Below are 13,335 nucleotides of genomic sequence, written 5' to 3'. Positions count from 1 at the left end.
GGGCGCGGGGAACTGCGCGACCAGCCCCCACCGAACCCGCAGCCGAACAACCCATGATTCCCTGTATCCCATGAGCAACATCCCCGTGACCACCTGGTCCCTGGAACAGACAGCCCCCACCGACCTCCTCCCCGCCGAGACCCCCGACGGGGACGTCAAGGTCGTCCACGCGGAACACCCCTCCCCCGAATTCAGCCGCTTCCTCTACGCCTCCGTAGGCGGCGACATCCGCTGGACGGACCGGCTGAGCTGGACGTACGCCCGCTGGCAGGAGTACCTGGAGCGGCCGGGCGTGGAGACATGGGTCGCCTACGACCGGGGCACTCCGGCCGGCTACATGGAACTCGAGCCCCAGGACGACGGCGTCGTGGAGATCGTCTACTTCGGGCTGATCCCCGCCTTCCGGGGCCGCCGGATCGGCGGACACCTGCTGTCGTACGGGGCTGCCCGGGCCTGGGACCTCGCGGACCGGTGGCCGGGGCTCACCCCGACGAAGCGGGTCTGGTTGCATACGTGCACCAAGGACGGCGAACACGCGATGGACAACTATCTGCGCCGCGGCTTCACCCTCTTCGACACCAAGGTCGAGGAGGAGGCGGAGGTGAGCGCACCCGGCCCCTGGCCGGGAGCGCACCGCATCTGACCTGCGTCTGACCTGCGTCTGACCTGCTCAGGAGCGGTCGGCCGCCCGGTGTTCGACCTGTCGTGACCCCGCCATGTGACCGACACCACCCTTGTCTCACTGTACGAGACAAGGGTGTCCGCATGGTGGACAATGCTGGACTGTGTCCAGATTGCCGTGACACGCTTCCGTCATGTCTGGAACTGGGATTGCCTTGGTGAGTCGGCGGCACGTCGACCTCGGCCGCATGTCCAGCGCCATCTGTCCGGCGAGCTGACCAGCCCTCAGCACCGCCGATCTCCTCCCCTCGCCTCAGTCTGCGCAGAGCCGCGCCAGTCTGACCATGCGCCGAAACGCGCAGGTAAGAGCCGCTTTCCGCCTGTCCCGAAGGACCAAAAATCATGGCCGCCACCCCGCAGAACCCTGCCGCCGCGCCCCGCCGCAAGGTGAGCCGTCACCGTGGTGAGGGTCAGTGGGCCGCGGGACACTTCACCCCGCTCAACGGAAACGAGCAGTTCAAGAAGGACGACGACGGTCTCAATGTGCGGACACGCATTGAGACGATCTACTCCAAGCGGGGCTTCGACTCGATCGACCCCAACGATCTGCGCGGCCGGATGCGTTGGTGGGGCCTGTACACGCAGCGCAAGCCCGGGATCGACGGCGGCAAGACCGCGATCCTGGAGCCGGAGGAGCTGGACGACAAGTACTTCATGCTGCGCGTCCGGATCGACGGCGGCCGGCTCACCACCCAGCAGCTGCGGGTGATCGGTGAGATCTCGCAGGAGTTCGCGCGCGGCACGGCCGACCTCACGGACCGGCAGAACGTGCAGTACCACTGGATCCGGATCGAGGACGTCCCGGAGATCTGGAACCGGCTCGAGGCGGTCGGTCTGTCCACCACCGAGGCGTGCGGTGACACGCCCCGCGTCATCCTCGGTTCGCCGGTCGCCGGGATCGCCGAGGACGAGATCATCGACGGCACGCCCGCCATCGAGGTGATCCAGCAGCGGATCATCGGCAACAAGGACTTCTCGAACCTGCCCCGCAAGTTCAAGTCGGCGATCTCCGGCTCGCCGCTGCTCGACGTGGCGCACGAGATCAACGACATCGCGTTCGTCGGTGTGGAGCACCCCGAGCACGGCCCCGGATTCGACGTGTGGGTCGGCGGCGGCCTCTCCACCAACCCGAAGATCGGCCAGCGCCTGGGTGCCTGGGTCCCGCTGGACGAGGTCCCGGACGTCTACGAGGGCGTCATCTCCATCTTCCGCGACCACGGCTACCGGCGGCTGCGCACCCGCGCCCGGCTGAAGTTCCTGCTCGCCGACTGGGGCGTGGAGAAGTTCCGCCAGGTCCTCGAGGACGACTACCTCAAGCGCAAGCTCACCGACGGCCCGGCCCCGGCCCAGCCCGTCGAGCGCTGGCGCGACCACGTCGGCGTCCACCGCCAGAAGGACGGCCGCTTCTACGTCGGTTTCGCCCCGCGCGTCGGCCGGGTGGACGGCACGATCCTCACGAAGATCGCCGAACTCGCCGAGGCCCACGGATCGGGCCGGCTGAGCACCACCGTCGAGCAGAAGATGATCGTCCTCGATGTGGAGGAGTCGCGGGTCGCCTCGCTCGTCGAGGGCCTGGAGGCGCTCGACCTGACCGTCAAGCCGTCCCCGTTCCGGCGCGGCACGATGGCCTGCACCGGCATCGAGTACTGCAAGCTCGCGATCGTCGAGACGAAGGCGCGCGGCGCCTCGCTGATCGACGAACTCGAGCGCCGTATCCCGGAGTTCGACGAGCCGATCACCATCAACATCAACGGCTGCCCGAACGCCTGCGCCCGTATCCAGGTCGCGGACATCGGTCTCAAGGGCCAGTTGGTCCTGAACGACGCCGGCGAGCAGGTCGAGGGCTTCCAGGTGCACCTGGGCGGCGCCCTCGGTCTGGAAGCCGGTTTCGGCCGCAAGGTCCGTGGTCTGAAGGTGACTTCGGACGAGCTGCCGGACTACGTCGAGCGCGTGCTGAAGAACTTCCAGGAGGGGCGCGAAGACGGCGAGCGGTTCGCCACCTGGGCCGCCCGCGCCTCCGAGGAGGCCCTCTCGTGAGCGAGCGTGCCGCCCCCTTCTACTGCCCCTACTGCGGCGACGAGGACCTGCGCCCCGGCGAACAGGGCCATGGCGCCTGGGAATGCGGAGCCTGCAACCGAGCCTTCCAGTTGAAGTTCCTCGGGCTGCTCGCCCGGGGACTTCAGCGCGACGAGCGCACAGGAACGGGAGGGGACCAGATATGACGACGGTTCAGAAAGACCGTACGACCGACGAGTTGAAGGCGCTCGCCGAGCAGGCGGGACGTGACCTGGAGGACGCCTCCGCGCTGGAGATCCTCCAGTGGGCGACCACCACCTTCGGCAAGGGCTTCTGCGTGACCTCCTCCATGGAGGACGCGGTGGTCGCCCACCTCGCCTCCCGGGCCATGCCCGGCGTGGACGTCGTGTTCCTCGACACCGGCTACCACTTCCCCGAGACCATCGGCACCCGTGACGCGGTCGAGGCCGTGATGGACGTCCGCGTCCTCACCCTCACCCCGGTCCAGTCGGTCGCCGAGCAGGACGCCGAGTACGGGCCGAAGCTGCACGACCGCGACCCCGACCTGTGCTGCAAGCTGCGCAAGGTCGAGCCCCTGGAGCGGGGCCTGAAGGAGTACGCGGCCTGGGCGACCGGCCTGCGCCGCGACGAGTCCCCGACCCGGGCGAACACCCCGGTCGTCGGCTGGGACGAGAAGCGCCAGAAGGTGAAGGTCTCCCCGATCGCCCGCTGGACGCAGGACGACGTGGACGCGTACGTCGCCGAACACGGCGTACTGACCAACCCGTTGCTGATGGACGGCTACGCGTCCGTCGGCTGCGCGCCCTGCACCCGCCGGGTGCTGGAGGGCGAGGACGCGCGCGCCGGCCGCTGGGCGGGCCGCGGCAAGACCGAGTGCGGACTGCACGGCTGATGACTCAGATCCAGACCGAGACCGCGACCCCCGAGGACCAGGAGACACCAGTGACGACCGGAGCCACCGTATGGCTCACGGGTCTGCCGAGTGCCGGCAAGACCACCATCGCGTACGAGCTGGCCGGCCGGCTGCGCGAGGAGGGCCACCTCGTCGAGGTGCTGGACGGCGACGAGATCCGTGAGTTCATCTCGGCGGGCCTCGGCTTCAGCCGCGAGGACCGGCACACGAACGTGCAGCGCATCGGCTTCCTCGCCGAGCTGCTCGCCCGTAACGGCGTCAAGACGCTGGTCCCGGTGATCGCGCCGTACGCGGACAGCCGTGAGGCCGTGCGCAAGCGGCACCAGGAGAGCGGTACCGCGTACATCGAGGTGCATGTGGCGACCCCGGTCGAGGTGTGCTCCGTACGCGATGTGAAGGGTCTGTACGCCAAGCAGGCCGCCGGCGAGCTGACCGGGCTCACGGGGGTCGACGACCCGTACGAGGAGCCCGAGACACCGGATCTGCGGATCGAGTCGCAGGACCAGACCGTCCAGGAGTCCGCGGCGGCCCTCCACGCGCTGCTCACCGAGAGGGGACTGGCATGACGACGACCGTGGCCAAGACGCACGGGGGCGACACCGACGCCCCGTACGCCCTCTCCCACCTGGACGCCCTCGAGTCCGAGGCCGTGCACATCTTCCGCGAGGTGGCGGGTGAGTTCGAGCGGCCGGTGATCCTCTTCTCCGGTGGCAAGGACTCGATCGTCATGCTGCACCTGGCGCTGAAGGCGTTCGCCCCCGCGGCGATCCCCTTCTCGCTGCTGCACGTGGACACCGGGCACAACTTCCCCGAGGTGCTGGAGTACCGCGACCGGGCCGTGGCCGCGCACGGGCTGCGGCTGCATGTCGCCTCCGTGCAGGACTACATCGACCGGGGTGTGCTGAAGGAGCGTCCGGACGGGACCCGCAACCCGCTCCAGACGCTGCCGCTCACCGAGAAGATCCAGGCCGAGAAGTTCGACGCGGTGTTCGGCGGCGGCCGGCGCGACGAGGAGAAGGCCCGGGCCAAGGAGCGGGTGTTCTCGCTGCGGGACGAGTTCTCGCAGTGGGACCCGCGCCGGCAGCGCCCCGAGCTGTGGAACCTCTACAACGGTCGGCACGCTCCCGGCGAGCACGTCCGCGTCTTCCCGCTCTCCAACTGGACCGAGCTGGACGTGTGGCAGTACATCTCCCGTGAGGGCATCGAGCTGCCGGAGATCTACTTCGCGCACGAGCGTGAGGTGTTCCAGCGGGCCGGGATGTGGCTGACCGCGGGCGAGTGGGGCGGCCCGAAGGCGGGCGAGACCGTGGAGAAGCGGCAGGTCCGCTACCGCACGGTCGGTGACATGTCCTGCACGGGCGCCGTCGACTCCGACGCGGTGACGCTGGACGACGTCATCGCCGAGATCGCCGCCTCCCGGCTCACCGAGCGGGGCGCCACCCGCGCCGACGACAAGATGTCCGAGGCCGCGATGGAAGACCGCAAGCGCGAGGGGTACTTCTAGCCATGACCACGACCACGGAACTCTCCGAGACCACGCTCCTGCGGTTCGCCACCGCCGGTTCCGTCGACGACGGCAAGTCCACCCTGGTGGGCCGGCTGCTGCACGACTCCAAGTCGATCCTCAGCGACCAGCTGGAGGCCGTCGAGCGCGCCTCGGCGAGCCGCGGCCAGGAGACCCCCGACCTCGCGCTGCTCACCGACGGCCTGCGCGCCGAGCGCGAGCAGGGCATCACCATCGACGTGGCGTACCGCTACTTCGCCACACCGAAGCGCCGGTTCATCCTCGCCGACACGCCCGGACACGTGCAGTACACCCGCAACATGGTGACGGGTGCCTCCACGGCCGAGCTGACGGTGATCCTGATCGACGCCCGCAACGGTGTCGTCGAGCAGACCCGTCGGCACGCGGCCCTCGCGGCCCTGCTGCGCGTCCCGCACGTGGTGCTCGCGGTCAACAAGATGGACCTGGTCGACTACCAGGAGTCCGTGTTCGCCGCGATCGCCGAGGAGTTCACGGCGTACGCGCTGGAGCTGGGCGTCCCCGAGATCACCGCGATCCCGATCTCGGCGCTGGCCGGCGACAACGTGGTGGACCCGTCCGCGAACATGGACTGGTACGGCGGGCCGACCTTCCTGGAGCACCTGGAGACGGTCCCGGTCGCCCACGACCTGAGCCACTGCCACGCCCGCCTGCCCGTGCAGTACGTGATCCGGCCGCAGACCGCCGAGCACCCCGACTACCGGGGTTACGCGGGCCAGATCGCCGCCGGTTCCTTCCGCGTCGGCGAGGCGGTGACGGTTCTGCCGTCGGGCCACGCGTCGAAGATCGCCGGTATCGACCTGCTCGGCGAGTCGGTCGACGTCGCCTGGACGACGCAGTCGGTGACCGTCCTCCTGGAGGACGACATCGACATCTCGCGCGGCGACCTGATCGTGCCCAGCAAGGACGCGCCGCCGACCACGCAGGACGTCGAGGCGACGGTGTGCCATGTCGCCGACGCGCCGCTGACGGTCGGCCACCGGGTGCTCCTCAAGCACGGCACCCGCACGGTCAAGGCGATCGTCAAGGACATCCCGTCCCGGCTCACGCTCGACGACCTGTCCCTGCACCCGCATCCGGGGCAGCTCGTCGCCAACGACATCGGCCGCGTGAAGATCCGCACCGCGGAGCCGCTGCCGGTGGACTCGTACGCCGACTCCCGTCGCACCGGCTCGTTCATCCTGATCGACCCGAACGACGGCACCACGCTCACCGCGGGCATGGTCGGCGAGTCGTTCGCGTCCCCGGAGCCCGTCAAGGACGAGGCCGAGGACGACGGGTGGGACTTCTGACATGAACTCCACCGACTACTACTCCACGTTCGCGAAGGAGGGCGGCCGCGTCGGCAGCGGCGCCCTCGGCAGCGGGCAGGGCGGGGTGGCGCGATGTGCGTTTTGACGTACGCGCACTGCCTGCGCGCCCTGTCCCCCCACCGGACGTCCCGACATCGACGAAGACCTGCCGAACTCCCGGCCACGACCTGAGAGACCGTGACCGCCGGGCCTCCGAGAGGAACACCTCCCGTGCCTGCTTCATCCGCTCTTCGCCGCTCCCTCGCGGTCATCGCCGCACTTCCCCTGCTCACGCTCGCCGCCTGCGGCTACGGCTCCGACTCCACGGCCGACAACGCCAAGGAGAAGGTCGCCACCGGTTCGTCCAAGATCGACGGCCTCGGCTCCGTCAAGATCGGCTACTTCGGCAACCTGACGCACGGCACCGCGCTCGTCGCCCGCCAGCAGGGCCTGTTCCAGAAGGAACTGGGCGCCACCAAGGCCGCGTACCAGATCTTCAACGCCGGCCCCTCGGAGATCGAGGCGCTCAACGCGGGCTCCATCGACATCGGCTGGATCGGCCCCTCCCCGGCGATCAACGGTTACACCAAGGCGAACGGCACCAACCTGCGCATCATCGGCGGTTCGGCCTCCGGTGGCGTCAAGCTGGTCGTCAACCCCAAGAAGATCAAGTCCCTGAAGGACGTCAAGGGCAAGAAGATCGCGACCCCGCAGCTGGGCAACACCCAGGACGTGGCGTTCCTCAACTGGATCGCCGACCAGGGGTGGAAGGTCGACGCGGAGACCGGCAAGGGCGATGTGTCGGTGGTCCGCACCGACAACAAGATCACCCCTGACGCCTACGCGTCCGGTGCCATCGACGGTGCGTGGGTGCCGGAGCCGACCGCGTCCAAGCTGGTCGCGGAAGGCGCCAAGGTGCTGCTCGACGAGGCGTCGCTGTGGCCGGACAAGAAGTTCGTCATCACGAACATCATCGTGCGGCAGGCCTTCCTCAAGGAGCACCCGAAGGCGGTCGAGGCGGTCCTGAAGGCCTCGGTCGAGGCCAACAAGTGGATCAACGCCAACCCCGACCAGGCGAAGGCCGTGGCGAACAAGCAGCTGGAGGCGGACTCCGGCAAGGCGCTCAAGCCGAACGTCCTGGACCCGGCCTGGACGTCGATCCAGTTCACCAACGACCCGCTGGCAGCCACCCTCAACACCGAGGCTGAGCACGCCGTCAAGGCCAGTCTGCTGAAGAAGCCCGACCTGAAGGGCATCTACGACCTCACGATCCTGAACAAGGTCCTCACGGCCGAGGGCGAAAGCACCGTCGACGACGCCGGCCTCGGCGCCAGCTGATCCCCGCCCGACGAGTTCCCAGGAGGTGACGACCATGGCAACGACCCTCGCCAAGGCCGAAGAGTCGGTGGAGTACGCCGCTCGCCTTGAGCATGTCTCGAAGTCCTTCGCAGGACCGGGCGGGCAGCAGCTCGTCCTGGACGACATCAGCATCGATGTCGCGCCCGGCGAGTTCGTCACCCTCCTGGGGGCCTCGGGCTGCGGCAAGTCCACCCTGCTGAACCTGGTGGCGGGCCTCGACAAGCCGACCGTCGGCTCCATCGCGACGGACGGCCGCCCGGCCCTGATGTTCCAGGAGCACGCTCTCTTCCCGTGGCTGACCGCGGGCAAGAACATCGAACTCGCCCTCAAGCTCAGGGGAGTTCCGAAGAACGAACGGCGTGAGCGGACCGAGGAGCTCCTCGGGCTCGTCCGCCTGAAGGGCGCGTACGGCAAGCGCGTCCACGAACTGTCCGGCGGGATGCGCCAGCGCGCGGCGCTGGCCCGGGCCCTCGCCCAGGAGAGCAACCTGCTGCTGATGGACGAGCCGTTCTCGGCTCTCGACGCCATCACGCGGGACCTGCTGCACGACGAGCTGACGCGGATCTGGGCGGAGACCGGTGTGTCCGTCCTCTTCGTCACGCACAACGTGCGTGAGGCGGTCCGGCTCGCGCAGCGGGTGATCCTGCTGTCGTCCCGGCCGGGCCGGATCGCCCGCGAGTGGACGGTCGGCATCCCTCAGCCGCGTCGCATCGAGGACGCGCCCGTCGCCGAACTGTCCCTTGAGATCACCGACGTACTGCGGGAGGAGATCCGCCGTCATGGCCAGCACTGAGACGACGCCGGCGCTGGACGCCGGGAGCGTGGAGGCGGGCCTCGACGCGCTGGAGACCACGGCCGCCGGCCGGCCGCCGTTCAGCCAGACCTTCAAGAACAAGATCCTGCCGCCCATCATCGCCGTCGCGGTGGTGCTGGTGGCCTGGGCCTTGCTCTACCCGGTCGTCGACAACCCGTCGAAGCTGCCGTCCCCGGCCGACGTCTGGGGCGAGGTCGAGGAACAGTGGCTCAAGGGAACCCTCCTCGAGTACATCTGGGGCAGTGTCTCCCGCGGTCTGCTCGGCTTCCTGTTCGCGCTGGCCATCGGGACGCCGCTGGGACTGCTGGTGGCTCGGGTGAAGTTCGTCCGCGCGGCGTTCGGCCCGATTCTGTCCGGTCTCCAGTCGCTGCCGTCGGTGGCCTGGGTCGCGCCCGCCGTGATCTGGCTGGGCCTGAACAACTCCGTGATGTTCACGGTGATCCTGCTCGGCGCCGTCCCCTCGATCGCCAACGGTCTGGTGTCGGGCGTCGACCAGGTGCCCCCGCTGTTCCTGCGCGCGGGCCGCACCCTGGGCGCGACGGGACTGCGCGGCACCTGGCACATCGTGATGCCGGCGGCGCTGCCCGGCTATGTGGCCGGTCTGAAGCAGGGCTGGGCGTTCTCGTGGCGTTCGCTGATGGCCGCCGAGATCATCGCCCAGTCGCCGGACATGGGCATGGGGCTGGGCCAGCTCCTCGAGGTGGGCCGCACCAACAGCAGCATGGCCACGGTCTTCCTCGCCATCCTGCTCATCCTGTTCGTCGGCATCGCGATCGACCTGCTGATCTTCAGCCCGCTGGAGCGGTGGGTGCTGCGCAGTCGCGGTCTGCTGGTGAAGAGCTGATCCCCATGAAGCCGGTCCTTCTCGTCATCGCTCACGGCAGCCGCGACCCGCGGCACGCCGCGACGGTGCACGCTCTCGTACGGCGGGTGCGCGCGCTGCGCCCCGGGGTACGGGTCGAGACCGGCTTCCTCGACTTCAACATCCCTTCCGTGCAGGGGGTGTTGGAGTCGCTGGCGGCGGAGGGCGTACGGGACGTGGTGGCCCTTCCCCTGCTGCTGACCCGCGCGTTCCACGCGAAGGCGGACATCCCCGCGGTGCTCCGGGACGCGCCGCCGCGGCTGCGGATCCGGCAGGCGGAGGTGCTGGGTCCGTCCCCGCTGCTTCTGTCGGCGCTGGAACGCCGTTTGTACGAGGCGGGGTTGACGCCCGCCGACAAGTCCTCGACCGGGGTCGTGCTGGCCTCGGCGGGGTCCACCGACCCGGAGGCGATCGCAGTGATCGCTGAAATCGCGCGGGAGTGGCGGCGCACCGGTTGGTGTGCCGTGCGGCCTGCGTTCGCCTCCGCCGCACTGCCCCGCACCGAGGACGCGGTACGGGAACTGCGGGCGCTGGGCTGTTCGAAGATCGCGGTCGCGCCCTACGTACTCGCTCCGGGCTTTCTGCCGGACCGTATCGCGCGGGGCGCGGCGAACGCGGATGTTCTCGCCGATGTGCTGGGGGCGGCGCCGGAAGTGGCACAGGTAATTCTGCACAGGTTCGACATGGCGTCCGCGAAAGCAATACTGTCGCCTGCGATGAGCGCCTGAACCCTTCTCTTTTCCACACGCAGAGCTAATTCTGAGGCTGACTTGGGCTTTTTCTGAGGACAGCCTCTTCAGCCAGCCGTACGAGTTCCGCAGAAGGCATCGAGCCGGCCGGCCGACGTTCTTTCGCGAATGTGTTGGCCAGTCGTTGCAGCAGTTCGTTCAGAGGTGCCGGCACTCCGTGCAGCCTGCCGAGGAGCGCGATCTCGCCGTTCAGGTAGTCGCTCTCGATCGTGCCGGTGCCCCGGCTGAGCGACTGCCAGGAGGAGCCGCCGCCGGGCTCGGTGCCGGGCAGCGGTCGCAGGGTGATCTTGTCGCCGCGCCTCGCCTTCGCCTCTTCGGCGCTCGCGTACGGGATCCCCGCCGCCGCGAGCACCGACTCGCCCTCGGCGTACACCCGCTCGCGCAGCCGTTCGCTCTCCGCGCTGTCCGCCGGGCCGCTGAGCGCCCGGATGGCGTTGCCCAGGTTGGTGAGCAGCTTGGCGTACTGCCAGCGCGCCACGTCCGCCACGACCGGCGCCTCAATGGCCGGCGCCTTCTCCCAGTCGGCGGCGATCCGGCGGACGGTGTCGTCGGTGCCGTGCGGGTAACGGCCGAGGAAGAGGATGCCGGTGAGCGGGTCGCCCGCGGCGGAGACGACGCCGGGTTCCTCGTAGGCCGCGGGGAGCCAGACGCAGACCCCGTACACCCGCCGGAAGCGGCGCAGCGCGAGACGTGGGCTCTCCACGCCGTTCTGCGCGCAGAGCAACGGCAGCCGCTCCGCCGCCGTACCGCCGCCCTCGACGGGCGCCGGCCCCCAGGCCGCCAGGGCTGCTTCGGTGTCCTGCGTCTTCACGGTGAGGACGAGCACGTCGTCGGCGCGCAGCTTCCCGAGCCCGGCGGGTCCGTCGACGGTGGGCAGGCGGTACGTGTGCGTCCCGTCCGGCGCCACCAGCCGCAGCCCGTGCGCGCGCAGCGCCTCGTACTGGGCGCCCCGCGCGACGAGGACCACCTCGTGTCCCGCCCCGGCCAGCCGTCCGCCGATGGCACCGCCGACCGCCCCTGCCCCGATGATGATGTAACGCATGACGGCCAGCCTGCCATGGTGCGTGCAGCGCGCAGGTACCGTCCGTCGCATGGCTTCGGAAAGATTCACGATCGGCGGCGAGCTTCAGGTCGACCGCCTCGGCTACGGCACGGCCCAGTTGACCGGCCCCGGCTACTGGGGCCCGCGCGGGGACCGGGACGACGCGGTGGCCGTGCTGCGCCGGGCCGTGGACCGGGGCGTGACACTCATCGACACCGCCGACAACTACGGCCCGTCGATCGCCGAGGAACTCATCGCCGAGGCCCTGCACCCTTACCCGGCCGGGGTGTTGGTCGCCACCAAGGGCGGTGTCGTACGGACCGGCCCCGACGCCTGGCACATCGACGGCCGGCCGGAGCGGCTGCGGGCGATGTGCGAGGCGAGCCTGCGTCGGCTGCGCCGCGAGACCATCGACCTGTATCAGCTGCACCGGCTCGACCCGCGCGTCCCGATGGCCGAACAGCTGGGCGCCCTCGACGAGTTGCGCACGGAGGGCAAGATCCGTCATCTCGGCCTGGACTCGGTGGCTGCCGAACAGCTCTACGCAGCAACGGAGTTGACGTCCATCGCATCCGTCCAGAACCGCTATCACCTCCTCGACCGCTCCGCCGAGCCGGTGTTGAGGCTGTGCGAGGCGAGCGGCATCGCGTTCCTGCCCTGGTTTCCGCTGGGCAACGGCGAGTTGGCGACGGACCCGGTGTGTGCGGAGATCGCCGCCGCGCACGGAGCGACTCCGGCCCAGATCGCACTGGCCTGGCTGCTGCACCGTTCCCCGGTGCTCTGCCCGACCCCGGGCACGGGCTCACTCGTACACCTGGAGGAGAACCTGGCCGCCGGGTCCGTACGACTGCCAGGGGCCGAACTCGCTCGCCTCGACGCCGTCCGGTAGGTCAGCCGTCCCCGTCGTTGTCCTCATCGTCCTCATCGCCGTGCTCACTGTGGAACGGGGTCGCCTGGTGGAAGTACAGCAGCCAGCCCCCTTCTTCGGAGTTCCGGCGCCACAGTGAACTCCGGTGGGCGCGGCGGCCGTTGTTCTCCGTGTCGAAGGTGAGCTGGACCAGGTCGGGGGCCAGGCGTACGCCCGTCATCCGCGAGACCGCGATGCGAGGGGCGCCCGGGTCGGTGGTCGCGGCGAGGGACGCGATGATCGACGCCCGGTCCCAGTGCCGGCCCGAGGCACCGAACTCGTGGAACCCGGGGTGCAGCAGCGCTCCCGTCAGCTCCGGTGAGGCGCGGACCTCCGGGTCTAGCAGCCGCAGCTCGGCTTGGATGACGGCCTCCACGTCATGACCGTCGTCAGGCGCCGAGGTCGCCTCCCTCACGCCTCGTCCTCGGTCAGTTCCACCAGCTTGACCACCGTGTTCCAGTTGCGGGTGGTCGCGATCAGGCCCTTCAGATAGCGGGGCTTGGCGAGTTGCTCGGCGAGTTTGGAGCGGCCGAGGCCGTCGGGGGCGTACAGGTACAGGGCGCGGTCGCCGAGGCGGAACTCCTCGGGGAGGTGGGCGGCCTGGTCGATGTCCGCGAAGCGGGCCTCGTCGACGGGGGTGGAGAAGTAGGTGACGTGGAGCTGCCTGGCCTCCAGCTCGGCCGCGGGGAAGGGACAGTCGTCCCTGATGGCGCGCAGGTGGGCGTGGTCGCGCACGATGACGTCGACGGTGAAGCCGAAGTGCTGCGCGATGGCCTTCGTGATCTCCCCGGCCAGGGACTCCTCGTCCCCGTGACCGGCGGCGAACACGGCGTTGCCGCTCTGCAGATACGTACGGACACCGCCGTACCCGAGGCCCTCCAGCAGCGTGCGCAGCTCGGCCATCGGGACCTTCTTGTTGCCGCCCACGTTGATGCCCCGCAGCAGCGCCGCGTAGGTCCTCGCCTGCTCATCTGTCGCCATCCGCACACCAGTCATCCGCTCACCATAGGACGGCCCACTGACAGTCCCCCCGATAGACCACCCCGAGATCGTCATTTAGATGTAGGGGGCCGGTGTCCTACCCAGTGGGGAGAGACCGGTGTCCGAGGGGAGGACCGCGGCCGGGCGCAGCTCAC

The 13,335-nt window shown here is 69.6% G+C and carries 16 protein-coding genes; 13 read left to right on the top strand and 3 right to left on the bottom strand.

What is annotated here, in order from left to right; genetic code table 11:
* The first annotated feature begins 70 nt into the window (after positions 1 to 70).
* The 12 genes from ABZ855_RS17315 (at position 71) to ABZ855_RS17260 (ending at position 10,229) form a co-directional block, all read left to right on the top strand.
* Positions 71 to 643: a GNAT family N-acetyltransferase gene (locus tag ABZ855_RS17315; RefSeq protein ID WP_360807564.1), complete on the top strand. Its 573-nt coding sequence runs from the start codon at positions 71 to 73 to the stop codon at positions 641 to 643.
* A gap of 172 nt (positions 644 to 815) precedes the next feature.
* Positions 816 to 899, top strand: a complete 84-nt coding sequence (locus ABZ855_RS17310) for a putative leader peptide (protein ID WP_309486338.1) — start codon at positions 816 to 818, stop codon at positions 897 to 899.
* Positions 900 to 1,023: 124 nt separating this feature from the next.
* Positions 1,024 to 2,718, top strand: a complete 1,695-nt coding sequence (locus tag ABZ855_RS17305) for a nitrite/sulfite reductase (RefSeq protein ID WP_360807562.1) — start codon at positions 1,024 to 1,026, stop codon at positions 2,716 to 2,718.
* The gene (locus ABZ855_RS17300) at positions 2,715 to 2,903 is read left to right on the top strand and encodes a hypothetical protein (protein ID WP_360807560.1); all 189 of its coding nucleotides are present in this window, start codon (positions 2,715 to 2,717) and stop codon (positions 2,901 to 2,903) included. Before ABZ855_RS17305 ends, ABZ855_RS17300 begins: the two co-directional genes overlap by 4 nt.
* Complete coding sequence (locus ABZ855_RS17295) at positions 2,900 to 3,610, top strand: phosphoadenylyl-sulfate reductase (protein WP_360807558.1); 711 nt, start codon at positions 2,900 to 2,902, stop codon at positions 3,608 to 3,610. Before ABZ855_RS17300 ends, ABZ855_RS17295 begins: the two co-directional genes overlap by 4 nt.
* The gene (gene cysC / locus ABZ855_RS17290) at positions 3,610 to 4,197 is read left to right on the top strand and encodes an adenylyl-sulfate kinase (RefSeq protein ID WP_360807556.1); all 588 of its coding nucleotides are present in this window, start codon (positions 3,610 to 3,612) and stop codon (positions 4,195 to 4,197) included. The genes ABZ855_RS17295 and cysC overlap by 1 nt, the downstream gene beginning before the upstream one ends.
* The gene (gene cysD / locus ABZ855_RS17285) at positions 4,194 to 5,135 is read left to right on the top strand and encodes a sulfate adenylyltransferase subunit CysD (RefSeq protein WP_360807554.1); all 942 of its coding nucleotides are present in this window, start codon (positions 4,194 to 4,196) and stop codon (positions 5,133 to 5,135) included. Before cysC ends, cysD begins: the two co-directional genes overlap by 4 nt.
* Positions 5,136 to 5,137: 2 nt before the next feature.
* Entirely contained in the window at positions 5,138 to 6,466 is a 1,329-nt protein-coding gene (locus ABZ855_RS17280; RefSeq protein WP_360807552.1) for a GTP-binding protein, read from the top strand.
* A 231-nt stretch (positions 6,467 to 6,697) separates the two neighbouring features.
* A complete protein-coding gene (locus ABZ855_RS17275; RefSeq protein WP_360807550.1) occupies positions 6,698 to 7,804 on the top strand; it encodes an aliphatic sulfonate ABC transporter substrate-binding protein in 1,107 nt (368 codons plus the stop codon).
* Between the two features lie 34 nt (positions 7,805 to 7,838).
* Positions 7,839 to 8,618, top strand: coding sequence for an ABC transporter ATP-binding protein (locus ABZ855_RS17270; RefSeq protein ID WP_360807548.1), 780 nt, complete (start codon positions 7,839 to 7,841; stop codon positions 8,616 to 8,618).
* Complete coding sequence (locus tag ABZ855_RS17265; protein ID WP_360807546.1) at positions 8,605 to 9,483, top strand: ABC transporter permease; 879 nt, start codon at positions 8,605 to 8,607, stop codon at positions 9,481 to 9,483. Before ABZ855_RS17270 ends, ABZ855_RS17265 begins: the two co-directional genes overlap by 14 nt.
* Positions 9,484 to 9,488: 5 nt before the next feature.
* Positions 9,489 to 10,229 carry a sirohydrochlorin chelatase gene (locus ABZ855_RS17260; protein WP_360807544.1) on the top strand — a complete coding sequence of 247 codons (741 nt, stop codon included), beginning with the start codon at positions 9,489 to 9,491 and terminating at the stop codon, positions 10,227 to 10,229.
* A gap of 25 nt (positions 10,230 to 10,254) precedes the next feature.
* On the opposite strand, the gene ABZ855_RS17255 is transcribed toward ABZ855_RS17260, so the two are convergent.
* Positions 10,255 to 11,292, bottom strand: a complete 1,038-nt coding sequence (locus tag ABZ855_RS17255; protein WP_360807542.1) for a 2-dehydropantoate 2-reductase N-terminal domain-containing protein — start codon at positions 11,290 to 11,292, stop codon at positions 10,255 to 10,257.
* 49 nt (positions 11,293 to 11,341) lie between these two features.
* Here ABZ855_RS17255 and ABZ855_RS17250 point away from each other — a divergent pair, with 49 nt between their 5' ends.
* Positions 11,342 to 12,181 (top strand): aldo/keto reductase, encoded by an 840-nt coding sequence (locus ABZ855_RS17250; RefSeq protein ID WP_360807540.1) that lies wholly within the window; start codon positions 11,342 to 11,344, stop codon positions 12,179 to 12,181.
* Between the two features lies 1 nt (position 12,182).
* Here ABZ855_RS17250 and ABZ855_RS17245 read toward each other — a convergent pair whose 3' ends face one another.
* Both ABZ855_RS17245 and ABZ855_RS17240 read right to left on the bottom strand, forming a co-directional pair.
* On the bottom strand, positions 12,183 to 12,614 hold the full coding sequence (locus ABZ855_RS17245; protein WP_360807538.1) for a nuclear transport factor 2 family protein: 432 nt from the start codon (positions 12,612 to 12,614) through the stop codon (positions 12,183 to 12,185).
* Complete coding sequence (locus ABZ855_RS17240; protein WP_360807536.1) at positions 12,611 to 13,195, bottom strand: DUF1697 domain-containing protein; 585 nt, start codon at positions 13,193 to 13,195, stop codon at positions 12,611 to 12,613. The genes ABZ855_RS17245 and ABZ855_RS17240 overlap by 4 nt, the downstream gene beginning before the upstream one ends.
* Positions 13,196 to 13,335: the final 140 nt, after the last annotated feature.

Source organism: Streptomyces sp. NPDC047042, from assembly GCF_040644035.1.
Taxonomy (GTDB): Bacteria; Actinomycetota; Actinomycetes; order Streptomycetales; family Streptomycetaceae; genus Streptomyces.
The sequence above is the reverse complement of the archived record's forward strand: the minus strand, read 5'-3'. Positions and strand labels throughout refer to the sequence as shown.